The following is a 23,813-nucleotide window of genomic DNA, read 5'->3' as shown; positions in this document are numbered from 1 at the left end:
TTCCCACGGACGGCAAGGTTCCCACGGACGGCCCGGGCGCCCTGGCCACTACGGCGCGGCGGTGGCCGGCGCGGGCGCCGCGGTTGCGGATGCGGCCGCAAGTTTGGCCGCAATGCCCTTGGCCTGCTTTTGGATGGCGGCGCCGTAACCCCCGTCCAGTGCGGTGTTCCTCAGCAATGCCGCATCGGTGTCGCGGGACCCCGCCGCGGCTGCCTCCAGCGACATCAGGTCGGACTGCAGTTTCTCCGGCAGCTTGGCGAATGCCGAGCGATGGTGGATGAGGCCGTACGCCACCACGTGGGCACGGTCTCCGAACCCGGCCTTCGCCTGGATGTCGATGCGCAGTTCCCTGCGGAGCAGACGGACCTCCGGACGCTTGGCATGGTGCTTCGCGGCGGATTTTGCGGCCGGTGCACCGGGGGCCGTGGAGGCGGATGGCGCAGAACTGGACAACTGTGCAGCGGGTGCAGCGCTCCGGCTGACCGTTGACGTCGGGGAGGCGCCCGCCGCGGAAGCGGCCGCCGCACCGAAGATCCCGGCTCCGATGAGCACCGCGCCGGTTGCCGCGGCCGTGGCCCGCCTGCGCCAACGCTTGCCCGACGGCGCCCCGGTGGCGGGGGTGCCTGACGCGCTGTCCATGCCGGCGCTGTCCACGCTGGATCTTTTCATGATGGCTCCTTCTTGGCTCGCCGGGCTTCTTGGCTCCCCCGGCGCGGCGGGGCCCTGCCCCGTTCTGCCCGGTTGGTGGGAATTCCACTATGGCGCACCGGCGTCCATCCCCGGTTTGGGGAATGTAAGCGCCAGGTAAAGAATCCGCGGCGCAGCTCCCCAGGCCCGCCTGCAGGCGGTTCAATGGAACCATGGCACAAGCGACCGGCCAGGCAGCGCCGCAGTCCCGCGGCCTGATCCTGATAGTGGAAGACGACGGCGCGATCGCGGACGTCCAGCGCCTGTACCTGCACCGCGCCGGCTTTGGCGTCCACATCGAGGCCACCGGTGAGGCGGGCCTCGAGATGATCCGCAGCCAGCGACCGGTTGCCATTGTCCTCGATGTGGGCCTGCCCGGCATGGACGGCATCGAATTCTGCCGCCGGCTGCGCGCCCGCGATGATTGGACCCCGATCATTTTCGTCACTGCCCGGGATGAGGAAGTGGACAAGATCCTGGGCTTGGAGCTGGGAGCGGATGACTACATGACCAAGCCGTTTTCCCCGCGCGAGCTGGTCGCCCGGATCAAGACGGTGCTCCGCCGCGGGCAGGCCGGTCCGCGCAGTGGCGTCCTGTGCGTCGGGTCCGTGGTGCTGGATCCGGACAACCGCACCGTTACCGCCAGCGGCGTTCCCGTGGAATTGACGGCCCGGGAATTCGATGTGCTGGCCTACCTGTTGGCCACGCCCGGGCGCGTCTACAGCCGTGAACAACTCCTCTCCGCGGTGTGGGGACAGGCGAGCTACACCCCCGGGCGGACTGTTGACGTCCAAATTGCCGCCCTCCGGTCGAAGCTGGGCGCCGCCAGCCCCATCCACACCCTGCGCGGGGTGGGCTACACCGCACGCAGCCTGCCGGCCACAAGCGCCAGTCCATGAGGGGCGGGGACCGCGCACACCCGGCCCGCCTGGAGCCACGCAGGCGTGACCGCCCGACGTCGTGGCTCCACTCGGTGGGCGGAGGGATAACACTGGTGACGGCGGCCGTCGCCGTCCTGGCGGTGCTCGTCACGGGGCTGGTTGCCTTTCCCCTCATCAGGTCGGCCGCCGTGGAGCAGGCCCGGCAGCAGCTCGCCCGCCAGGCCGACGCCTACGCGGCGGCCCCCGCGGCATCGCGCGCGTTGGACCTGCGGGAACGCTCCCTGCTGGGGCCGGACACGTACAACCTGTCCACCATCAGCGCCTCCGGAACCGTCAAGGGCGCCGCCGCCCGCCTCCTGGCGCCGGCCGACGTCGCACAGGTGCTCAGCGGGCAAAAGGTGACGCGCACCCTGGACACGGGCGGCGGCCAGGTGCTCGTGGAAGCACGGGCCCTGAAGCGGGGCGGCGGCGTGGTGTTGACCCGTTCGCTGCGGGATGTCAACGCGGCGGCCGCCCAGGTGCTGCAGCGCACGCTGCTGGCCCTGGCCATCGGGCTGTTGATTGCGGTCCTCGCCGGGACGTTCCTGGCGCGGCGACTCTCCCGCCCGCTGGTGCGCACCGCGGAGGCCGCCCGCCGCATCGCCGCCGGCGAGCGGACCGTCGAGCTGGCTCCGTCCGGCATGACCGAGGTGCGGGCCATCGGCGAGGCGGTCAACACCTTGGATCATGCCCTGCTGGCCAGTGAGGCCCGGCAGCACGAATTCCTGCTGTCCATCTCCCACGAGATCCGGACCCCGCTGACGGCGGTGCGGGGATACGCGGAGGCCATGGTCGACGGACTCGTCCCGCCCGACGACATCGCCCGCGTGGGACGGGTCCTCGCCGCTGAAACGGACCGGCTGGACGGATTTGTCCGGGACCTGCTGGCGCTGGCGCGCCTGGAGGCGGAGGATTTCGCCTTGGAGGTCGGTGCCGTCGATGTCGCGGCCCTCCTGGACCAGGTGAAGGACGCCTGGCGCGGGGCCGCCGTCCAGGCGGGCGTGCAGCTGGAAGTCCTCCTGCCGGCCGGTGGCGGACCGCTGCACGTCGTGACGGATGGGCAGCGCCTGCGGCAGATCATCGACGCCCTGGTCGGCAACGCGCTGCGGGTGACGCCGGAAGGAAAGCCGCTCGTGCTCGAAGCCAAGCTGGAATATCCGCAGGCAGCGCCGGTGTCCGCGGCAGGGCCGGGGAAGGGGCCGGCCCACGGTCCGGGACCCGCCGTCGTTGCGGTGGATGTGCGGGACAGCGGTCCCGGGCTGACCGTCCAGGACGCCGCCGTGGCGTTTGAACGGGGTGTCCTTTACCGGCGGTATGCCGGGCAGCGTCCAGTGGGCAGCGGGCTGGGGCTCTCCATCGCCGCCCGGCTGGCCCAGCGGCTGGGACTGCGGCTCACGGTGGAGCCGGTCGGCACGGAGACCGCCGGCGCCTGCTTTTGCATCCGGCTGCCGCGCGGCGCCGGCCCGGAATGACCCTGCGGCGGCGCTGGCTACATGTGGACGTGGAGGCGGCGGGCGGCCTCCGCGATGGAACCAGACAGTGACGGGTACACCGTGAACGTGTTGGCGACGTCGTCCACGTGCAGCTTCTGCGCCACGGCCAGGGCGATGGGGAAGATCAGCTCGCAGGCGCCGGCACCCACCACGACGCCGCCGATTACGGTCCCGGAGCCCTTGCGGGCAATGATCTTGACGAAGCCGTCGTTGACGTTGCGCATCTTGGCCCGCGCGTTGGTCTGCAGGGACAGCTTGACCACGTCGCCCTGATACCGGCCGGAGGCCAGCTCGGCCTCGGAGACGCCCACCGAGGCGATTTCCGGGGACGTGAAGATGTTGGAGGAGACCTGCGTGAGCTTCAGGGGGCGGACCGCGTCGCCCTGAAGGTGCGCCACGGCGATGCGGCCCTGCATCGCGGCCACCGACGCCAGCGCCAGCACACCCGTGCAGTCGCCCGCCGCGTACACGTTCGGGGCACTGGTGCGGGAGACGCCGTCAACCTTGATGTGGCCGCTGCGGGTCAGCTCGACCCCGGCCGCCTCCAGACCGATTCCCGTGGTGTTCGGGATGGAGCCGACACAGACCAGGCAGTGGGTGCCGGTGATCCTGCTGCCGTCGCCAAGGGTGACGATGACGCCGTCGGCCGTGCGCTCGACGGCCTCGGCGCGGGACCGCGAAAGCACTGTCAGGCCCCTTCGCGCAAACACGTCCTCCAGGACGGCGGCGGCGTCGGAATCCTCGCCGGGCAGCACCTGCTCCCGGCTGGAAATCAAGGTGACCTTGGAGCCGAGGCCGTTGAACGCGGAGGCAAATTCGGCGCCGGTGACGCCCGAGCCCACCACGATGAGTTCCTCGGGCAGTTCGTCGAGGTCGTAGATCTGGGTCCAGTTCAGGATCCGTTCCCCGTCGGGCCGGGCCGTGGCCAGCTCGCGCGGGTGGGCGCCGACGGAGAGCAGCACGGCGTCGGCCTTGATGATTTCCTTGGTCTCGCCGCGGTCCACCTCGATGGTGCGGCGGTCAAGCAGGCGGCCGCTGCCGATGACAATGCGCACGCCCAGCGCCTCGAGGCCGCGGCGGATGTCCGTGGACTGCTCGCGGGCCAGCAGCTTCACGCGTGCGTTGACCAGCTTGAGGTCCGCGCGCAGCGCGGTCTTGAGGTCGCCGTCGTTCGCGTTGAAGCTCACACCCAGTTCGGCGGAGTCGATGCTGCGGTTCATGGATTCGGCCGTGGCGATCAGCGTCTTGGACGGGACCACGTCCGTCAGCACGGCGGCGCCACCCAGGCCCGCTCGTTCGACGACGGTCACCTGGGCGCCCATCGCGGCGGCGACCATGGCGGCTTCGTAGCCTCCGGGACCACCGCCAAGGATCGCCAGGCTGGGGACGGCAAAGGGCTGGGTTACATCTTGATCGCTGGTCACAATTGTTCATTCTCGCCTATCCGCCCGCAGGCACCAAGTTCTACAAGGCTCCGAAATGGCGGCGTCCGGCTGTGTGGCGCACGGGCTTGGACGGTAAGTTGGTCTCGTGAACACACCAGAGACTTTTGCCGAAACCGGCCCGACGGAGCTCGCCCGTCGGGCCGCCGCCCACATTGCCCAGGCCACGGGCGTGGAAGAGCACGACCTCGCCCTGGTCCTGGGCTCCGGCTGGGGTGAGGCGGCCGGCCTCATCGGCGAGACCACCGCCACCGTCAACGCCGCCGACGTGCCCGGGTTCTCCGCCCCGGCGGTGGCCGGCCATGTGGGCACCCTCACCTCCATCCGCACCCCGGATGGCAAGAACGTGCTGGTGCTGGGCTCGCGCACGCATTTCTATGAAGGCAAGGGCGTCCGTGCCGTGGTCCACGGCGTCCGGACCGCGGCCGCCGCCGGCGCCAGGACCATGGTGCTGACCAACGGCTGTGGCGGGCTCAACGAGTCATGGGCCCCGGGCACGCCGGTGCTGATCAGCGACCACATCAACCTCACGGCCACCTCGCCGCTGGAAGGCGCCACGTTTGTTGACCTGACCGACCTTTACTCCTCCCGCCTGCGCTCGGTGGCCCGCGAGGTGGATCCGTCGCTGGACGAGGGCGTATACGCCCAGTTCACCGGCCCCCACTATGAGACCCCGGCCGAGGTGCAGTACGCCAAGCGGATCGGAGCCGACCTGGTGGGCATGTCGACCGCGCTGGAGGCCATCGCCGCCCGCGCCGCGGGCATGGAGGTGTTCGGCATCTCCCTGGTCACCAACCTGGCCGCCGGCATCAGCCCGGTGCCGCTCAGCCACGCCGAGGTGATCGAGGCCGGCCAAGCCGCGGGCCCGCGCATCTCACGCCTGCTCGCGGACATCATCGCCAGGCTGTAGCCCCGCTGTCTTGTTCTGCGCCGCCCCCGCGGCGAACGTGGCGGCGCCCCGCCACGGCGGGCGCGGCGCCGGTCAGGACCGGCCGGATACCCCGCGGCGGTCCGCTGCCGCTACATTGGTCCAGTGACCCATTCCTCGCAGATCCGTTCCGAGTCCGCCGCAGCACTCGAAACCGCCGCACTCTCCGCCGCAGCCGCGCAGTGGGCGTCCCACGACCCCGACCCGGCCACGGCCGCCCAATTGCGCGTGCTCGTGGCGCGTTCCAGCAGCAGCAAGGAGGCGGCCGCCGAGCTCGAGGACAGCTTCGACGGCAATCTGCAGTTCGGCACGGCCGGGCTCCGCGCCGCCATGGGCCCGGGCCCGAACCGCATGAACCGGACCGTGGTGCGCCGCGCCGCCGCAGGCGTGTCCGCCCACCTGCTCGACCTGGCCCGGCACCAAGGCGGGACGCACGACGGCGCCACCGCCTCCCAGCCGGAATCAGCCCAGCGGGCCCCCGCCTACGTCCCCCGCGCGGTGGTCGGCTACGACGCCCGGCACAACTCGGAGGCCTTTGCCCGGGAGACCGCGGCCATCTTCACGGAGGCAGGCATTGAGACGTTCCTCCTCCCGGCGCCGCTGCCCACCCCTGTCCTGGCCTATGCCGTCCGCCACCTGGACTGCGAGGCCGGTGTCATGGTCACCGCCAGCCACAACCCGTCCAAGGACAACGGCTACAAGGTCTACCTCGGCGGCCGTGCCGTGGCGCCGGAGGCCCGCGGCGTGCAGATCGTGGCGCCGCATGATGCCCGCATTGCCGCGCACATCGCGGAGGTTTCACACACCACGGAGGCCGGCGACACCTCCGCCATCGCCCTGGCTGACGCCGGTTGGAGCGTGCTGGGCGACGAGATTGCCGAAAGCTACAAGACGGCCGTGACGGCACTGGCCGACCCCGGGAAGTTCCCCGCACGGGAACTGCACATCGTGCACACGTCCATGCACGGCGTGGGGCATGACACCGCGCTGGATGTGCTGACCAGGGCCGGATTCACCGGCATCCACGCGGTCGCTGAACAGTCCGCCCCGGACCCGGACTTCCCCACCGTCGCCTTCCCCAACCCGGAGGAACCCGGCGCCATGGACCTGGCGTTCGCCCTCGCCGAGAAGGTCGGGGCCGACGTCGTGCTGGCCAACGATCCCGACGCCGACCGGGCCGCCGTCGGCGCCCTGGACCCGGCCACCGGCCAGTGGAGCAAATTCCACGGCGACGAGGTTGGCGCCCTGCTCGGCGCCCACCTGGCCGCCCGCGGGGGCCGTGCCGGAACAGGCACAACGCCGGACACCGCCCAGGTGCCCGTGTTCGCCAACTCGATCGTGTCCAGCAGGCTCCTGGCCCGGATTGCCGCCTCCGCGGGATACCGGCATCAGCAGACTTTGACGGGCTTCAAGTGGATTTCGCGCGTGCCGGGACTGACATTCGGCTACGAGGAGGCGCTGGGGTACTGCGTGGCCCCCGAGGTGGTCAGGGACAAGGACGGCATGTCCGCCGGACTGCTCATCGCCGAGATGGCTGCCGCGCTCAAGGCCGCGGGCCGCACCCTGTTTGACGTGCTGGACGACCTTGCCCTGGAGCACGGGCTGCACGCAAGCGGCCAAATCAGCATCCGGGTGGAGGACCTTGGCCAGATCACCGCCATGATGACCCGGCTGCGCGCCCAGCCGCCCACCGCCTTCGACGGCTCCCCCGTCACGGAATTCACCGACCTGGCCGTGGGAACCCCGGAGCTGCCCGCCACCGACGGCGTCCTGTACCTGACAGCCAGCGGCAGCCGCGTGATCGTGCGCCCCAGCGGCACCGAGCCGAAGCTCAAATGCTACCTGGAGGTCATGGTGCCGGTGGCCGGCCGCGGGGATTTGGACGCCGCCCGCAGGGAGGCCGCCCGCGCCCTGGAGTTCGTGGCGGCGGACGTCAAGGCGGCGCTGGGACAGTAGCTGTCGCGCCCGGGGCCAGTACCCATCAAGGGCGTTGACCGGGGCCGGGACCCCTGCCTACGGTTGTTTACACGCAAGTGCCGGCAGGGGAAGCACGGAAACGGGGTGGCAGGATGGCAAGCGGCAGCACGCAACGCAGATTGCGCGACCATGCCCTCGAGGTGGCCCGGTACCGGGACGCCCGGGATGCTGCGGAGACGCCCGTACCGGCCGATGAATACGCCCAGGCCGCCGGCCGCACCTTCGACGCGGAGGGCGACGGGCGGGATACCACGCCGCGGGCCTTTCATGAATCGGACCAGGTCTGGGAGGTTGCCAACAATGCCATTGATGCAGCGATGGCCCGCGGGGACTTCGACAACCTGGCCTACGCCGGCAAGCCCATCCCCGGCCTGGGCGGCACCGATGATCCCGACTGGTGGATCAAGGGGCTGCTGCAACGCGAACACGTCAGCGGGCTCGGCCCTCCCGCACTGATGCTGCGCAAGGAGGACGCTGAACTCGACTCGACACTGGACGCCGAGGCCTCCGGGGCGCGCGTGCGGGCCATCCTGGCCGACTTCAACGCACGGATCATCGAGGCCCGCCGCCAACTGACGGGCGGCCCGCCCGTGACCACCCGGCTGCGGGACGTCGACGCCGAACTCGCCGCGTGGCGTGCCCGGGCCGAAGCACGGGCGGCCCCGGCCCAGCGGGCCGGAGCCCCCTCCACGGAACCCGGTCCGGTTCCCGCCCGCCGCAGCCGCATGGCGCGGCTGTTCCGCCGCCGCACACGCTAGGGTGAAACCATGTCCACGGCCCCCACGGAAGGGACTTCCAGATGAGCCAGTACGCCGCACCGAGCTACTCCGCCCTTGACAAGGTGAATGCACCGCCGCCCGACGACCCGCGGAAACCCAAGGAACCGGACCGCCTGCCGGCGCAATCCTGGAAGTACGTGCTCAAGCGAACCCTGGGTAAATTCAGTTCCGACGCGTGCACCGACATGGCGGCCGCGCTGACGTACTTTGGAGTCTTTTCGCTCTTCCCGGCCCTTCTGGCACTGGTGTCCATCCTGGGACTGGTGGGGCAGGCCCAACAAACCACCAAAGTCATGCTGGACCTCGTGGAACGCCTGGTGAGCAGGGAAATGGTGCAGACCCTCCAAGGCCCCATTGAGCACCTGGTCTCCTCGCCGGCCGCCGGCTGGACGTTCGCCCTTGGCCTGGTCACGGCCCTGTGGTCCGCTTCCGGCTATGTGGGCGCGTTCAGCCGCGCCATGAACCGCATTTACGGCACCGACGAGGGCCGCCCGATCTGGAAGCTGCGCCCTGCCCTGCTGCTGGTGACATTGGCAGCCGTGCTGATGATTGCCGCCATCGCCCTGATGCTGGTGGTTTCCGGGCCGGTCGCCAAGGCCATCGGCGGCCTGCTGGGCGTGGGCGACGCCGCCCTCGGCGTCTGGAACATCGCCAAATGGCCGGTGTTGGCCATTCTTGCCATTGTGCTGATCGCAGTCCTGTACTATTTCACGCCCAATGTCAGACAGCCGAAATTCCGCTGGATCAGCGTCGGCGCGGCAGTGGCCCTGGTCGCCATGGTGGTGGCCTCCGCCGGGTTCGGCTTCTACGTCAGCAACTTCTCCAAGTACGACAAAACCTACGGCACCATCGCGGGCATGATCGTGCTGCTGCTGTGGATCTGGATCCTGAACCTCATGCTGCTCCTGGGTGCCGAACTCGACGCGGAGCTGGAGCGCGGCCGCCAGCTGATGGCCGGCATCAAGGCAGAGTCGGAACTGCAGCTGCCGCCGCGGGACATCGCGGCCAGCGCCAAGAAACGCGACAGGAAGCTGCTGCTCGTGGCCGAGGGCCGCTCGCTGCGCCGGCACGCCGTCCCCGAGCCGGGCCCGGACGCAGCCGAGGAAAAGCACGCGCTCTGGTGGACCGCCGGGGTCGGTGCCGCCGTCGTGGTCGCCACAGCGCTGCGCCGCAGGCGAAAAGACGCCGCCCAATGACGCATCGCGGAACCGGCCGGGCCGGAACCTGAGAGGGCACAGGATGGACACGGAACGATTTGACCTGGTCATCATCGGCACCGGCTCGGGCAACACCATCCCGGGCCCGGAATTCGCACCTCTGAGCGTCGCCATTGTCGAGGACAACCTCTTTGGCGGCACCTGCCTGAACGTGGGCTGCATCCCCACGAAGATGTTCGTCCATCCCGCCGAGCTGGCCGACTCCCCGCGCCATGCCCGGCCCCTGGGTGTCACCACGGAGCTGCGCAAAGTGGACTGGCCGGGCATCCGCGAACGCATCTTCACCCGGATCGACGGCATTGAGGCGGCCGGCCGCAGCTACCGGGAAGGCCCGGAAAACCCCAATGTGACCGTCTTTGCCGGCCACGGCCGGTTTACGGGCCCCAAGACGCTGTCCGTCCACCTGCACGACGGCGGAACCCGGGTGATCTCCGGCGCCCGGTTTGTGCTTGCGGCCGGGTCACGGGCCGTGGTGCCCGCGATCGAGGGCCTGGACGGCGTCCCGTTCCACACCTCCGACACCGTGATGCGGATTGACGGGCTGCCCGCCCGGATCGCGATCCTCGGCGGCGGGTTAGTGGCCGCCGAGTTTGCCCACATCTTTGCCGGTCTCGGCTCCGAGGTCACGCAGATTGTGCGCGGGCCGGCCCTGCTCCGCCACCTCGACGCGGACGTCTCCAGGACGTTCACGGAAGAGGTTTCCGGCCGGTACACGGTCCTGTTGGAAACGGAGGTGGAGAAGGCGGCGGAAGGAGGCTCCGGCGTCGAACTTCACGTGAAGGGTCCGCGCGGGACGTCCACCGTGACGGCGGACCTCCTGCTCGTGGCCACGGGCCGCCGGCCCAATTCAGACACCCTGGATGTGGCTGCGGCCGGCGTCGAGGTGGACGCGGACGGCCGGGTGGTGGTGGACGAATTCCAGCGCACCACCGTGGAGGGCATCTTTGCGCTGGGCGACCTCAGCTCCGAATACCAGCTCAAGCACGTCGCCAACCATGAAGCGCGCGTCGTCCGCCACAACCTCCTCCACCCGGAGGCGATGATGGCCGCCGACCACCGCTTCGTGCCGGCCGCCGTGTTCAGCGACCCGCAGATCGCATCCGTGGGACTCACGGAGGAGCAGGCCCGGGAAGCCGCCGTGCCGTATGCGGTGAAGGTGCAGAACTATGCTGACATCGCCGCCGGCTGGGCCCGGGAGGACAAAGGGCATTTCCTGAAGGTGCTGGCGGATCCGGAGACTGGCCTGCTGCTGGGCGCGCACATCATCGGGCCGGAAGCGGCCACCGTCATCCAGCCGCTCATCCACGCCATGTCCTTTGGGCAGGCGGCACACGATGTGGCGCTCGGCCAGTACTGGATCCACCCCGCCCTGAGCGAACTGGTGGAGAACGCGCTGCTGGGCCTGCCTGCGCCGGGTGCGGGTGACGAATAGCGTACGTACGGGCAATAGACAGCAGTCCAACCGGAATCCGCAGCGGTGCCTTGCAGTGACTTGTCAGCAGGCGCCCGTCAGTCCCGGACCTTCGTCAGCGCGCTGCCCTTGTGCATGGCGATGTGGTCCGTCGTGCTGCTCTTGATCTCGTATTGCGGGTCCTCGGGCGTGCAGCGGCGGGTGTGGCCCTTGTAGTCGGTGTCTTTTGTGTGGACCTTCGTGATGGTTCCTTCGACATGGCCGGCCTCGGAATTCCACCGAACGTGGTCCCCCACCGCAAATTGATGTCCCATGCCTTCCGATTGTGCCCGTTCCCGGTGGGCGGATCAAGGGGCCGCCCGGATCAACGGCTCGTCCGGAGCCGCGCACAGTCGGAGGCCCGCCGGCCCTACAGTGCCACCTCGACGGCGCCATCCACCACACGCACCGGGTAGGTGCCCAGGCGCAGTTCAGGGTTGCCGAGGCACTTGCCCGTGGCCAGGCTGTACACCTCCTTGTGGAGCGGCGAGGCGATGGTGTGCATGGTGCCGCGCGAACCGACAATGCCGCGTGCCATGACGTTGGCGCGCGTGGCGGGATCGGCATTGGAGAGGGCAAAGACGCGGCTCTCCCCCACACGGAACAAGGCCACCTGGCGGCCGGCGACGAGCGCGGCCTCGCCCCAGGAATCGTCGAGTTCGGCGAGCGGGCAGACCCGGTGCCAGGTGGCACTTCCGCGCGGGGCGGGCTGAAGTTCCAAGCGGGTTTCCATCAGCGTTTCCATGGGCGTTTCCTTTTCCTGGGGGCACATGTGCCGCGGATCCAATCGACAAGGAGAAACACTACGGATGCGGTGTTTCCCCCACCGGTCCCGGACATTGCCGGTACGTAAACCTTCCCTCACCGCGCCACGGGACCGTTCCGTGAGGTGAAAGTTAACGCGCCGAAACATAAGCGAAACGGCAGGGCAATGCCCGTTCCCTAGCCTTGAAGCACACCTTGGACACCTCCCGGCCCGCAAGGCCGGGCATGGGACCCGACCGAAAGGGCTGGCGCATGAGCGAACAACTACAGGGCGGAAAGTCCGCTGAAGTGGGAACAACACCGCGGCGCGCCGTCGTCGTGGGCGGCGGGCCCGCGGCCCACCGATTTGTCGAGGCCATGCACGCCCGCGGCCTGGACGGCTGGCACGTCACGGTCCTGGCCGAGGAGGTCCACACCCCTTACGACCGTGTGGCCCTGAGCAAGGCCCTGACCGAGACGGAAATCGACCTGTCCCTGGGCGACGCCGCCATGTGGGCCCACCCCGCCATCACCTTGGCCACGGGGAGCCGCGCCGTCGAAATCGACCCCATCGGGCGGACCGTCACCACCACGACGCAGGACGGCTGCCCCAGCAGCCACCCCTATGACGAGCTGGTCCTGGCCACCGGCTCCAACGCCGCGCGGCTGCCCATCCCCGGCGCCGAGGCGGGCCACGTGTACCGCACCCTGGACGACGTCCGTGCCCTGAACCGCGAGGTCGCCCTGCTCAAACAAAGACTGGGCCGGAAGGTCAGGGCCGCCGTCATTGGCGGCGGCCTGCTGGGGCTGGAAGCGGCGGCCGGCCTCATCGCGCTCGGCGCCGACTCCACCGTCATCAACGGGGCCGGCTGGCTCATGAACACGCAGCTCGACGAGGGCGCCGGGCAGGCCCTCGGCCGCCTGGTCGCCGCCAAGGGCATGGCCGCCACCGCCGGGGTGTTCCCCTCCGCCGTTGAGACGGACGACGCCGGGCACGTCACCGGGGTGCTCATGGCCGACGGCGCCGTGGTCGGCGCCGACCTGGTGGTGACGGCGATCGGCGTGCGGCCACGCGACGAGCTGGCCCGGGGCGCGGACGGCGGAGCGGCCCACGGCTTCACCCTTGGTCCGCGCGGCGGCGTCGAGATCGACGACGCCTGCGCCACCGCCGTGCCCGGCGTCTGGGCCGTCGGCGAGGTGGCCAGCTTCGGCGGCATGTGCCTGGGCCTGGTGGCGCCCGCCAACACGATGGCGGAGATCGTGGCCGACCGCCTGCACGGCGGCGACGCCACCTTCCCCGGCTTCGACACGGCCACCAAGCTCAAGCTGTCCGGCGTGGATGTGGCCAGCTTTGGCGACGCCTTTGCCCGCACCCAGGACAGCCTGGAAGTGGTCTATGCCGATCCCGCCCGCGGCGTCTACCAAAAAATCGTCACCAGCGCCGACGCCAAGACCCTGCTGGGCGGCATTTTCGTCGGCGACGCGGCGCCCTACACCAGCCTGCGCCCGCTGCTCGGGCGCGAACTGCCGGCCGAGCCGGGCGCGTTCCTGTCGGCAGCAGGCAGAGGGGACGCACCCGCCGTCGAACTTCCCGACGACGCCGTCCTGTGCTCGTGCAACAACGTCTCCGCCGGCAGCATCCGCGACGCCGTCAACGGCTGCGGCAGCTGCGAGGGCGCCGAACCGATAAGGGACCTGCCGGACCTGAAGGCCTGCACCCGGGCCGGCACCCAGTGCGGCTCCTGCGTGCCGCTGCTGAAAAAACTCATGGAGGGCGAACTCACCAAGTCCGGCATCGCCGTGTCGAAGGCGTTGTGCGAACACTTTGCGATGTCCCGCGCCGAGCTTTTCGAGGCCGTCAGCGCCCTGGAGCTGCGCAGCTTCGTGGACATCCTGGCCCGGTTCGGCGTCGATGAAACCGCCCGCGCCGGCCGCGGCTGCGACATCTGCAAGCCCACCGTGGCCTCCATCCTGGCCAGCCAGCACAGCGAATACGTGCTCGACGCCGGCCGCGGCACCCTGCAGGACACAAACGACCGCGCCCTGGCCAACATGCAAAAGGACGGCAGCTACTCAGTGGTGCCGCGCATCCCGGGCGGGGAGATCACGCCGGACAAGCTGGCCGTGATCGCTGCCGTGGCCCAGGAATTTGGCCTGTACACGAAGATCACCGGCGGGCAGCGGATCGACCTGTTCGGCGCCCGGCTGGAACAGCTGCCTCACATCTGGAAGATCCTCATCGACGCCGGCATGGAATCCGGCCAGGCCTACGGGAAGTCGCTGCGCACCGTGAAGTCCTGCGTCGGTTCCACCTGGTGCCGCTTCGGCGTGCAGGATTCGGTGGCCATGGCCATCCAGCTGGAACTGCGCTACCGGGGCCTGCGCAGCCCGCACAAACTCAAGCTGGGCGTCTCCGGCTGTGCCCGCGAATGTGCCGAGGCACGCGGCAAGGACGTGGGCGTGATTGCCACCGCGGACGGCTGGAACCTGTACGTGGGCGGCAACGGCGGAGCCACCCCGGCCCACGCGCAGCTCCTGGCCAAGGACCTCGACGACGCCACGCTGATCAGCTACATCGACCGCTACCTGATGTACTACATCCGCACCGCCGACCGCCTCCAGCGCACCGCCCGCTGGCAGGAGGAGCTCGGCCCGTCGACCGGCTCCGGAGGGTCGGGCGGACTGGCCCACGTGGTGGACGTGGTGGTCAACGACTCCCTCGGCATCGCGGCGGACCTGGAGGCCGCCATGGCGCTGCACGTGGAGAACTATGAGGACGAATGGGCCGCCACCCTGGCCGACCCCGAGCGGCTCAAGCGGTTCCGGTCCTTCATCAACGCCCCGGAGGCCGCCGACGCCGAGATGGCGTTTGTCCCCGAGCGCGGGCAGGTGCGCCCGGCCACCGCAAGTGAAAAAGCGAAAGGCCCCGTGCTGATCGCCAGCCACATCCCGGTCCGCGGCGCCGACCGGGATGAGGCCCCCGTTCGAGATGCCCCCGCCGTCGAGATTCGAGATAACCACCTCCCCCGCCGTCGAGATTCGAGATAACAACGTCCCCGGCCGTCAAGTGGCTGAATCGATATCGCAGATCTTGGACAGCTTCCATCGATATCGCTGAAGTTGGACGGAAAACGGCCCGAAAGTCGTTTTTCCGTCCAACTACTGCGATACGGATGCCGCTGGCACGGGCGCCCACCCTCCACAGTTCCCACCCGAAGCAAAGGCAGGCACACCATGACGACGCGCATCAGCACCAGCCGCACCGGCACCAGCCGCACCAGCCGCCCCGGCCGGATCACCCTGGTCGGCGGCGGTCCCGGCCCGGCAGACCTACTCACGCTCCGCGCCGTCAAGGCACTGGCCACGGCCGACGTCGTCTACTTCGACCGGCTCGGCCCCACCCGGGACCTGGCGGAACTGGCGCCGCACGCCATGTTCGTGGACGTCGGCAAGACGCCGGGGCACCATAAAGTGCCGCAGGAGGAGATCCAGGGGCGGATGGTGGACGACGCCCGGGCCGGGCTGCACGTGGTCCGGCTCAAGGGCGGGGACCCGTTCGTGTTTGGCCGCGGCGGCGAGGAGATGGCTGCGGCCGTGGCCGCCGGCATCCCGGTCACGGTGGTGCCCGGCGTCTCCAGCGCCATTGCGGTGCCCGGCGCCGCCGGCATCCCGGTGACCCACCGCAATGTCAGCCACCTGTTCACCGTGGTCTCCGGCCACGCACCCCTGGAGCCGCACGAATACCAGCACCTGGCCGGATTGGGCGGGACCATCGTGGTGCTCATGGGCGTCGGCACGCTGCCGTCGATGGTGGCGGGACTGCGCCTGGCGGGACTGGCGAATGTTACGCCGGTGGCCGTCGTCGAACGCGGTTTCAGTCATACGCAGCGCACCACCACGGCCACGCTGGGTAGCATTGTCAACGCTGCCTCGGCGTGCCGCAACCCCGCGGTCATTGTCATTGGCGATGTGGTGTCCGTGGCGGGCGGGGCCGGCCTGGCGGCCGCGGATTTCCTGCCTGGCGAGGATGCCGGCAGGGCGCTGCCTGAGATCGCAACCCCCGGCGCGGCTTTGCACCAAAAGGCAAGGCAGTCGGCGTGAAGGAGACCATGAGGCATTTAGGTGAGACCGTCCTGGCGGGTCCGCTGGAAGGATTCCGGATCGGCGTCACTTCCCACCGGCGTGCCGGAGACCTGATCGAGGCGTTGGAGCGGCGCGGCGCCCAGGTTCTGCACGCCCCGGCGCTGAGGATCGCACCGGTGGAAAGCGATGAGATCCTGCTGGCCGAGATCGCGGCGGTCATTTCGGCGGCCCCGGACGTTGTCATGGTGACCACGGCCTACGGCATGCGGCGCTGGCTCGAGGCAGCGGACGCCGCCGGACGCGGGGAGGAACTCCTCACCGTCCTGGGCAGGGCGGAGATTTATGTGCGAGGCCCCAAGGCCCGCGGTGCCGTCCGGGCTGCCGGGCTGGACGACGCCGGCATCAGCGCCGACGAGACCACGGCCGCCCTGACTGGGCTGGTCATCGAGTCCGGGATCAGCGGCAAGGTGGTGGCCGTGCAGGTTCACGGCTACACGGACGCCGACGCCCTGGCGCGGCTGCGCGACGCCGGCGCGACCGTGCTTACCGTGACGCCGTACCGGTGGGTCAGCGCCCAGGACGGTGACCGGCTGTCCCAACTGATCGACGCCGTGGCCAACCGGGAACTCGACGTGCTCACCTTCACCAGCGCTCCCGCCGCCGACGCCGTGCTGAGCGCCGCCGCCGAATCGCCACAGGGCACGGCATTCCTCGCCGCGCTGCGTGGCGGCTCGGAAGGCGCGCTGCGCAGAAGCGTTGGACACGCAACGAACTTAGGCTCCCGGGACACCGGCACCCCGCAAAACGGCGCCCGCCGCGTCGGCGGGAGTGCCGCCGTGGCAAGTGCCGCCGTCGGGCCCGTCACCGCCGCCCCGCTACTGGCCGCGGGGATCACGCCGCTGGTGCCGGAACGTTTCCGCATGGGGGCGCTGATCAGGCTGGTCTGCGAACATCTGGAGGCGGCCGGCGCGCTGGGGGTGGAGACATCCACCGGACTGCTGGAGGTGCGCGGGCAGTCGCTGCTCGTCGACAACGTGCCAGTGCCTCTCGCGCCTGCGGCGCTGCAGCTGCTGAAGGCGCTCCTCGACGCGCGCGGCGCGGTGCGTTCCCAGGACGAACTGGCCGCCGTGTTGGGCCTGGGCGGACATGCCCTGCACATGGCCGTCAGCCGACTGCGCGGCGCGCTGCCGGACCCGGGCGTGGTGGAGACCGTGGTCAAGCGAGGCTACCGGATCCGCCTGTAGCCGGCCCCGGCGAGGGTGACGAATTCGCCGGCCGGCCCCTCCAGGACCCGGGATCCCTTCCACACGGCCCGGATGCGCCGTTCCAGCCGGATGCCGGCGACGGGAACCTCCACGAGTTCACCGCGCTCGACGGCGGCGCGGACCGCGAAGTCGCTGAGCACCGCGCGCCCGCGCCCGCCTCGACGGCGCTGCGCACCGCGGCGTTGATGTTCGGCGATTCCACAAAGCCGACGTCGGCCCTCCCTGGGCGACCTGTTCAAAGATGTGGCGCGAGTTCTCCACGTCCAGTTCCACCACGACGGACGGCTGGATGTGCTTGAACGCCGTGAGCCAGCCGGGCATGGGGTATTCGGCGACGGTCAGGCTGGCGCCCACCCGCAGGCGCCCGCGCCGCTCGGTTCCCAGCGCGCCGGACTGCTCCTGCAGCGTGCGCACGGCGGCCAGCACGGCCCGGGCCTGGCGCAGGATGTCCCCGCCTGCGGCCCGGGCGGGGATCCCCCGGTCCGGCGGTCCAGCAGCGCCAACCCCAGGTGCTGCTCCAGCCGGGCCATGGCACGGCTGGCGTTGGGCTGGGCCATGCCGACGCGGCGCGCGCCCGCGCTCAGGCTGCCCTGTTCCGTCACGGCGACGAAAAGTTCGAGGGCGGCCAGGTCGGGCCATCGCATGCTCATATCAAAGGGATACGGCCATATCCATCATTGACGGCTACCCGGCCCGTGCTATGCCGCCAAAACCCTGCTGCGGGCCGGCGTCGTGCTCCTGGGGTACCAGCTGCTCATCAGCGACGTGCTCTCCCTGGGTGCCGGGATGATCCTCGTGGTGGTGTGCATTGTGGGCCTCGGCATTGGCGGGACGCTGGTCATGGGAAAGTGGCTTGGCGTCGGCCCCACCCACCGGCTGCCCGTAGCCTGCGGCTTTTCCCTATGCGGCGCGGCGGCCGTCGCCGCCGTCGACGGCGTCATTGAAACCAGGGAACGGCGGGAGGTGATGACCGCCGTCGCCCTGGTGGTCATCTTCGGCACCTTGATGATTCCCGTGGTGCCCGCTGCCGCAGCCCTGCTGGGCCTGGGGAACTACGACGCCGGCCTGTGGGCGGGCGGTTCCATCCACGAGGTGGCCCAGGTGCTGGCCGCCGCAGCCACCGTGTGGGTGGCAGGGCTGTCGCTGGCCGGCGTGCTGATCTTTGTCTGACGCCTGTGACACCATTAGGTAACACACCATCAGGTAGCTCAGTGAACACACTGAAACCACACAGGAAGGCAAGTACCCATGACGCCGCACGCCACATCCACACCCCAGGATGCCACCTCCGGGCTCGCCAAATTTATCGACCACACGCTGCTCAAGCCCGAAGCCTCCGAGGCGGACATCCTGCGCCTGTGCCGGGAGGCCGCGGAGCACCACTTCAAGTCAGTCTGCGTCAACCCCGTCTGGGTGAAAACCGCCAACCGCGCGCTCCTGGGCACCGGCGTGCTCACCTGCGCCGTCGTCGGCTTCCCGCTGGGCGCCCACAATACCGACGTCAAGGTGTTTGAGGCCCGCGGCGCCACCATGGACGGGGCGGACGAGGTGGACATGGTGATCAACATTGCCGCGGCCCGGGCCCTGGACAAGGACTCGCTGGTCAGCGACATTTCCGCCGTGGCCGAGGTGGTCCACGGCGAGGAGTCCATCCTGAAAGTCATCATTGAAACGTCCCTGCTCAGCGACGCCGAAAAGGTCCTGGCATGCCAGGCCGCAGTGGAGGCCGGGGCCGACTTCGTCAAGACGTCCACCGGCTTCAACGGCGGCGGCGCCACGGCGGCCGACGTCGCCCTGATGCGCCAGACCGTGGGCCCCGACATCGGCGTGAAGGCATCCGGCGGCGTCCGCTCCCTGGAAAAGGCGCAGGAAATGCTCAACGCCGGCGCCACCCGCATCGGCACCAGCTCCGGCATTGCGATCGTCACCGGGACCGCGAGCACGGAAGCATACTAAAACGTACTAAGATCGGGGTAGATCAGAGCACCGGGAGCACCGGTGCAGCCACCCAGATCCCCGTTCGGGGTTAGGAGGACCCGTGTCCAACAACGCCAAGTTCCGCTCCGAGAACAACCTGGTGCAGTCCATCATCCTGTTCATCGTTTTCTTCGGCCTGTTCCTCTGCGGCATTTTCGCCATGTCCTTCTGGAGCCTGGAAAGCCCCGAGCACGCGTTCATCCCCGGCGGCATCGCGTTCCTGTGCGTGTTCCTGGCCCTGATGATCCCCATGACGTTTATCGGCCGCTCGGACTCCGCAGGAGAGTAGCCGCTTGCCTTTGACTTGGGCCTGATGGGCTCTTTCCACCGGTGGAAAGGGCTCAACAGGCCCAAGTCATTTTTTGGCAGGAAGCCTTCGGCAGGCACGACGCCGGGACCCTCACCTTCCCCAGAGGTGCGGTGCGGGACGCCGGGAGCCGGGCAGGGCGTTGTTTTCACGCCACGAATGGAGCCATTCCGGCAGTTTCAGGCTGGCCGGGGGCGCCCCGAATTCCTCAATGACGCGCTCGTTGCTGACCGGCCCATCGGCTGAGAGCAGCCGGGCGGCAACATACGCGCGTGCGTAGATTTCGCCGTCGGCCACCATGCGCTGCTCAAAGTAGATTGCCTTCGCGTCGAGGCCAATGATCCGGGACTCAATGGCGTAGCGCTGCCACAGCTTCACGGACTTCCTAAAGGCGATGCTCTCCGCGCTGACCACGGGGCGCCACTTCAGTTCCTGCATGCGCGCCCAGATGCCGCTGCGCTTCATGAGGTCAAAGCGGCCCAGGTCCATGAGCGAGAAGTACATGCCGTTGTTGAGGTGCATGGCCATGTCGACGTCGGTGGGCCACGCGCGCGTGCGCCAGGTCGAGGCCGCCCAGATGGACAGCGGGCTGCGGCGCCCCGACAACGTGAGGTGGATGAGGGTTCGGATCAGCAGGTGCATGGCTCCATGTTACCCGCGGGTAACATCATCCCCCGTCGACGTTCGAAATAACCACCTCCGGCGACGCGGCGGAGGGGTCGTCATCTCCAACCTCAACTGTGGAACGCATCAGACTCGAGACGGGTTTTGCGCCACCGCGGAGGCGTCGTTATCTCGAACCTCAACCGTGGGGGGCACAAAACTGAGGCAGCCCCAGCTCAGGCCGTGGCGGGCACCGGCTCGAAGATGGCCTCCAGCACGCCCTGCGCCCACGTGAGCACCTCGGCGTCGGCCAGGTCCCGGCCGCCAATGCGCGCCGTCTTGGGCTTCGGGATCAGGACGGCGTTCAGGGCCGGCTTCACCATGGCGCCGGGGTACATCCGGTTCAGGCGCATCTGCTTGGACTCCGGCAGGTCCGCCGGTGCGAACTTGATGAAGTTGCCCTGCAGCGCCACGTCGGAGAGCCCGGCGGCGCGGGCGTGGACCTTGAAGCGGGCCACGGCAATGAGGTTCCCGGCGGCCGGCGGCAGCTCTCCGTAGCGGTCCACCAGCTCGGCCACGACGTCGTCAATCTCCGCAAGCGACGCGGCAGCGGCCAGCTTCCGGTAGGCCTCCAGGCGCAGCCGCTCCCCCGGCACGTAGTCATGCGGCAGGTGGGCGTTGACGGGCAGCTCGATCTTCATCTCCGCGGCCCGCTGCTCGCCCTCACCTCGGAATGAAGCCACGGCCTCGCCCACCAGGCGGATGTACAGGTCAAAGCCCACGCCCTGAATGTGCCCGGACTGCTCGCCGCCCAGCAGGTTGCCGGCGCCGCGGATCTCCAGGTCCTTCATGGCCAGTGCCATGCCGGCGCCGAGCTCGTTGTGCGCGGCGACGGCCTTGAGCCGTTCCAGCGCCACTTCGCCCAGCGGCTTGTCCGCCGGGTACAGGAAGTACGCGTAGGCGCGTTCGCGGCCGCGGCCCACGCGCCCGCGCAGCTGGTGCAGCTGGGAGAGCCCGTAGTTGTTGGCCTGCTCAACAATGAGCGTGTTGGCGTTGGAGATGTCCAGGCCGGTCTCGATGATGGTGGTGCACACCAGCACGTCGAAGCGCTTTTCCCAGAAGTCCACAATGATCTGCTCCAGCCGGGACTCGCTCATCTGCCCGTGCGCAACGGCCACGCGGGCGTCCGGCACCAGCTGCTGGATGTGCGCAGCCGTGCGGTCAATGGATTTAACCCGATTGTGAACATAAAACACCTGGCCCTCGCGCATGAGCTCCCGGCGGACGGCGGCGGCCACCTGCTTGTCGGTGTACCCGCCCACATAGGTCAGCACCGGGTGGCGCTCCTCGGGCGGGGTGGCCAGCGTGGAGGTTTCGCGGATGCCCGTCATGGACATCTCCAACGTGCGCGGGATGGGCGTGGCACTCATGGCCAGCACGTCCACGTTGGTGCGCAACTTCTTCAGCGCCTCCTTGTGCTCCACGCCAAAGCGCTGCTCCTCGTCGACAATCACCAGGCCCAGGTCCTTGAACGCGAAGTCCTTAGAGAGCAGCCGGTGCGTGCCGATCACCACGTCCACCGCGCCTGTGCGCACGCCCTCGACAATCTCCTTGGCCTCCTTGCCGGTCTGGAAGCGGGACAGCGGCTGGACGCGGACCGGGAACCCGGAGAAGCGTTCATTGAACGTCTCGTAGTGCTGCTGCGCCAGCAGCGTGGTGGGCACCAGGACGGCCACCTGTTTGCCGTCCTGCACCGCCTTGAAAGCTGCCCGCACGGCAATCTCGGTCTTGCCGTAGCCCACGTCGCCGGAAATCAGCCGGTCCATGGGCACTTCCTTTTCCATGTCCGCCTTGACCTCGTTGATGGCCACCAGCTGGTCCGGGGTCTCCACGTACGGGAACGCCTCTTCCAGTTCGGCCTGCCACGGGGTGTCCGGGCCAAAGGCGTGGCCGCGGCTGGCCATCCGCGCGGAATACAGCCGGATGAGCTCGCCGGCAATCTCCTTGACGGCCTTGCGCGCCCTGCCCTTGGTCGCCGCCCAGTCCGAGCCGCCCATCTTGGACAGCGCCGGGGCATCCCCGCCCACATACGCCGTCACCTGGTCGAGCTGGTCGGTGGGCACAAACAGCTTGTCCCCGGGCGCGCCGCGCTTGGACGGCGCGTATTCGAGCACCAGGTATTCGCGCAGCCCCACGGCACCACCGGCCCCGGCCCCCGCCACCTTCCGCTGGATCAGCTCCACGAACCTGCCCACGCCGTGCTGTTCGTGCACCACGTAGTCGCCGGCGTGCAGCTGGAGGGGGTCGACGGCGTTCCTGCGCTTGGAGGGCATCTTGAGCATGTCCCGGGTCGAGACGGCGGAGGCCCGGCCCAGCAGGTCCGCCTCCGTCAGCAGCCCCAGCTTCAGCGAGTCGAGCACAAAGCCGCGGCCCACGTCCGCCGTGGTCACCTCGATGATCCCGGGCGCCGGTTCCTTGTCCAGGGATGCCACGCGCGACGCCGGAATGTTGGCTTCGTGGAACAGCTCGGCCAGGCGCTGGGCGGGTCCCGGACCCTCGGTGGCCACCACCACCCGCCACTGGTCCCTGACGCGGGATCCGATGAACTCCATCATTTCCGCCACGTCGCCGCGGTAGCCGCGCGGTTCCCGGGCCTGGAGGTTGATCACGTCCACGTCCGGCAGCAGCTCCTCGTCCTGGGCCAGGGAGCTGATGGACCACCAGCTGACCCCTTGCGCCAGCGCGGCCTCGCGGGTTTCGGTGAGGGACTTGAAGGAAGCCGCCGCCAGGTCGATGCCGTGCGAGGACAGGTCCAGGGGCGCGGCACCGCCGTCGGACGCGGTGGACCAGGCGGCCTCCAGGAATTCCTCGTTGGTGGATTCCAGGTCGTGGGCTCGGGCGCGGACCTTCTCCGGCTCCAGGACCACGGCCACGGAGCCGGCCGGGAACAGCGAGGTCAGGGCCACCATGCCGTCCACCAGCGCCGGCGCCAGGGACTCCATGCCTTCCACGGCGATGCCGCCGGCAATCTTTTCCAGCATTCCGGCCGCGGCGGGCATGCTGTCCTTGAGCTTGGCGGCGCGGCCCATGACGGTGGGCGTGATGAGGATTTCCCGGCACGGCGGGGCGTACAGCCCGGTCGGGTGGGTGACGTCCCCCTTCACCGACGTCAGGGAACGTTGGTCGGCCACCGAGAACCAGCGCATCGCCTCCACCTCGTCGCCGAAGAACTCGATGCGGATCGGGTGGCTTTCGGTGGGCGGGAACACGTCCAGGATGCCGCCGCGCACGGCAAATTCGCCGCGGTGCGTGACCATGTCCACGCGCGCGTACGCCGCGTCGGCCAGCCGCTTGACCAACTCGGTGAACGGCACCTCCTCGCCCACCGTGAGGCGGACGGGAACCAGTTCGCCCAAGCCGGCCACCACCGGCTGCACCACCGCCCGGATGGGTGCGACGACGACGCGAAGGTGCTCCCCGGCGTCGTACTCGGGGTGCGCCAGGCGGCGCAGCACGGCCAGGCGCCGGCCCACGGTGTCCGAACGCGGCGAGAGGCGCTCGTGCGGCAGGGTCTCCCAGCTCGGAAACTCCGCCACGGCCCCCTCCGGCAGAAAGGAGCGCAGGGCGGCCACGGTGTCCTCCGCCTCGCGGCCCGTGGCCGTGACGGCAAGCACGACGCCGGGTCCCCCCCCCAGGGCATGGGCCGCGGCCAGGCCGTCCGCCACCTCCGCAAGCAGAACGGGGCCCAGGCCCGAGGGTGCGCTGAACTGAAGGTCGGGGCTGCGCTGGGCATGGTCCGCGGCCGCGTTGGCGCGCACCCGGGCAAACAGCGGATCCCCGGCGAGGGCGGTGCGCAGGCCGTTGAGGCTCATGGGCGGATATTCTCCTAGGGGCGTGGACGGGCGGGCGTTACTTTCGGGAGCAACACGAAAGCCCGGAAT

General features: G+C 69.5%; 22 protein-coding genes. 13 read left to right on the top strand and 9 right to left on the bottom strand.

The features are described from left to right. Positions 1–48: 48 nt before the first annotated feature. Entirely contained in the window at positions 49–669 is a 621-nt protein-coding gene (locus DMB86_RS07270) for a hypothetical protein (protein ID WP_113717189.1), read from the bottom strand. A 191-nt stretch (positions 670–860) separates the two neighbouring features. Between DMB86_RS07270 and DMB86_RS07265 the strand changes: the two genes are divergently transcribed. Both DMB86_RS07265 and DMB86_RS07260 read left to right on the top strand, forming a co-directional pair. Then, entirely contained in the window at positions 861–1,586 is a 726-nt protein-coding gene (locus tag DMB86_RS07265; RefSeq protein ID WP_113717188.1) for a response regulator transcription factor, read from the top strand. Between the two features lie 95 nt (positions 1,587–1,681). Next, the gene (locus DMB86_RS07260) at positions 1,682–3,079 is read left to right on the top strand and encodes a sensor histidine kinase (RefSeq protein ID WP_171814409.1); all 1,398 of its coding nucleotides are present in this window, start codon (positions 1,682–1,684) and stop codon (positions 3,077–3,079) included. Positions 3,080–3,096: 17 nt separating this feature from the next. Here DMB86_RS07260 and DMB86_RS07255 read toward each other — a convergent pair whose 3' ends face one another. Further along, the gene (locus DMB86_RS07255; RefSeq protein ID WP_113719402.1) at positions 3,097–4,437 is read right to left on the bottom strand and encodes an NAD(P)H-quinone dehydrogenase; all 1,341 of its coding nucleotides are present in this window, start codon (positions 4,435–4,437) and stop codon (positions 3,097–3,099) included. Between the two features lie 193 nt (positions 4,438–4,630). Between DMB86_RS07255 and DMB86_RS07250 the strand changes: the two genes are divergently transcribed. The 5 genes from DMB86_RS07250 (at position 4,631) to DMB86_RS07230 (ending at position 10,875) form a co-directional block, all read left to right on the top strand. Then, positions 4,631–5,452: a purine-nucleoside phosphorylase gene (locus DMB86_RS07250; RefSeq protein WP_113717186.1), complete on the top strand. Its 822-nt coding sequence runs from the start codon at positions 4,631–4,633 to the stop codon at positions 5,450–5,452. Positions 5,453–5,575: 123 nt separating this feature from the next. Then, on the top strand, positions 5,576–7,426 hold the full coding sequence (locus tag DMB86_RS07245) for a phospho-sugar mutase (RefSeq protein ID WP_418202305.1): 1,851 nt from the start codon (positions 5,576–5,578) through the stop codon (positions 7,424–7,426). A 113-nt stretch (positions 7,427–7,539) separates the two neighbouring features. Beyond that, positions 7,540–8,205 (top strand): DnaJ family domain-containing protein, encoded by a 666-nt coding sequence (locus tag DMB86_RS07240; protein WP_113717185.1) that lies wholly within the window; start codon positions 7,540–7,542, stop codon positions 8,203–8,205. A 41-nt stretch (positions 8,206–8,246) separates the two neighbouring features. Continuing rightward, the gene (locus DMB86_RS07235) at positions 8,247–9,422 is read left to right on the top strand and encodes a YihY/virulence factor BrkB family protein (RefSeq protein WP_227878651.1); all 1,176 of its coding nucleotides are present in this window, start codon (positions 8,247–8,249) and stop codon (positions 9,420–9,422) included. Between the two features lie 43 nt (positions 9,423–9,465). Next, entirely contained in the window at positions 9,466–10,875 is a 1,410-nt protein-coding gene (locus tag DMB86_RS07230; protein WP_113717184.1) for a mycothione reductase, read from the top strand. Between the two features lie 77 nt (positions 10,876–10,952). Here DMB86_RS07230 and DMB86_RS07225 read toward each other — a convergent pair whose 3' ends face one another. Next, a complete protein-coding gene (locus DMB86_RS07225) occupies positions 10,953–11,168 on the bottom strand; it encodes a hypervirulence associated TUDOR domain-containing protein (RefSeq protein ID WP_113717183.1) in 216 nt (71 codons plus the stop codon). Positions 11,169–11,263: 95 nt separating this feature from the next. Continuing rightward, positions 11,264–11,638 carry a nitrite reductase small subunit NirD gene (gene nirD / locus DMB86_RS07220; protein ID WP_227878650.1) on the bottom strand — a complete coding sequence of 125 codons (375 nt, stop codon included), beginning with the start codon at positions 11,636–11,638 and terminating at the stop codon, positions 11,264–11,266. 272 nt (positions 11,639–11,910) lie between these two features. Between nirD and nirB the strand changes: the two genes are divergently transcribed. The 3 genes from nirB (at position 11,911) to DMB86_RS07205 (ending at position 16,964) form a co-directional block, all read left to right on the top strand. After that, the gene (nirB, locus tag DMB86_RS07215; RefSeq protein WP_113717182.1) at positions 11,911–14,685 is read left to right on the top strand and encodes a nitrite reductase large subunit NirB; all 2,775 of its coding nucleotides are present in this window, start codon (positions 11,911–11,913) and stop codon (positions 14,683–14,685) included. 186 nt (positions 14,686–14,871) lie between these two features. Then, the gene (gene cobA, locus DMB86_RS07210; RefSeq protein ID WP_113717181.1) at positions 14,872–15,738 is read left to right on the top strand and encodes a uroporphyrinogen-III C-methyltransferase; all 867 of its coding nucleotides are present in this window, start codon (positions 14,872–14,874) and stop codon (positions 15,736–15,738) included. Between the two features lie 8 nt (positions 15,739–15,746). Next, entirely contained in the window at positions 15,747–16,964 is a 1,218-nt protein-coding gene (locus DMB86_RS07205; protein ID WP_113719399.1) for a uroporphyrinogen-III synthase, read from the top strand. On the opposite strand, the gene DMB86_RS20920 is transcribed toward DMB86_RS07205, so the two are convergent. The 3 genes from DMB86_RS20920 to DMB86_RS20910 are packed head-to-tail and all read right to left on the bottom strand — an operon-like array spanning position 16,946 to position 17,629. Beyond that, positions 16,946–17,125, bottom strand: coding sequence for a type 2 periplasmic-binding domain-containing protein (locus tag DMB86_RS20920; protein WP_227878799.1), 180 nt, complete (start codon positions 17,123–17,125; stop codon positions 16,946–16,948). The two genes, DMB86_RS07205 and DMB86_RS20920, sit on opposite strands and share 19 nt — an antisense overlap. Then, positions 17,082–17,306 (bottom strand): hypothetical protein, encoded by a 225-nt coding sequence (locus DMB86_RS21610; protein ID WP_227878719.1) that lies wholly within the window; start codon positions 17,304–17,306, stop codon positions 17,082–17,084. Before DMB86_RS21610 ends, DMB86_RS20920 begins: the two co-directional genes overlap by 44 nt. 17 nt (positions 17,307–17,323) lie before the next feature. Further along, positions 17,324–17,629: a helix-turn-helix domain-containing protein gene (locus DMB86_RS20910; RefSeq protein WP_227878649.1), complete on the bottom strand. Its 306-nt coding sequence runs from the start codon at positions 17,627–17,629 to the stop codon at positions 17,324–17,326. Between the two features lie 88 nt (positions 17,630–17,717). Between DMB86_RS20910 and DMB86_RS07195 the strand changes: the two genes are divergently transcribed. The 3 genes from DMB86_RS07195 to DMB86_RS07185 all read left to right on the top strand — a co-directional run bounded on the left by DMB86_RS07195 (position 17,718) and on the right by DMB86_RS07185 (position 19,251). Further along, positions 17,718–18,155 carry a putative sulfate exporter family transporter gene (locus DMB86_RS07195; RefSeq protein WP_236783353.1) on the top strand — a complete coding sequence of 146 codons (438 nt, stop codon included), beginning with the start codon at positions 17,718–17,720 and terminating at the stop codon, positions 18,153–18,155. 78 nt (positions 18,156–18,233) lie between these two features. Continuing rightward, on the top strand, positions 18,234–18,941 hold the full coding sequence (gene deoC, locus DMB86_RS07190; protein WP_113717179.1) for a deoxyribose-phosphate aldolase: 708 nt from the start codon (positions 18,234–18,236) through the stop codon (positions 18,939–18,941). A gap of 82 nt (positions 18,942–19,023) precedes the next feature. Beyond that, positions 19,024–19,251, top strand: coding sequence for a hypothetical protein (locus DMB86_RS07185; protein ID WP_113717178.1), 228 nt, complete (start codon positions 19,024–19,026; stop codon positions 19,249–19,251). Positions 19,252–19,362: 111 nt separating this feature from the next. Here the strand turns inward: DMB86_RS07185 and DMB86_RS07180 are convergent, their stop codons facing one another. After that, a complete protein-coding gene (locus DMB86_RS07180) occupies positions 19,363–19,911 on the bottom strand; it encodes an acyl-CoA thioesterase (protein WP_113717177.1) in 549 nt (182 codons plus the stop codon). A 197-nt stretch (positions 19,912–20,108) separates the two neighbouring features. After that, entirely contained in the window at positions 20,109–23,744 is a 3,636-nt protein-coding gene (mfd, locus tag DMB86_RS07175) for a transcription-repair coupling factor (RefSeq protein WP_113717176.1), read from the bottom strand. Between the last annotated feature and the right edge of the window lie 69 nt (positions 23,745–23,813).

Origin of the sequence: Arthrobacter dokdonellae, from assembly GCF_003268655.1 — a bacterium.
GTDB lineage: Bacteria > Actinomycetota > Actinomycetes > Actinomycetales > Micrococcaceae > Specibacter > Specibacter dokdonellae.
This window is presented reverse-complemented; position numbering and strand designations above follow the sequence as displayed.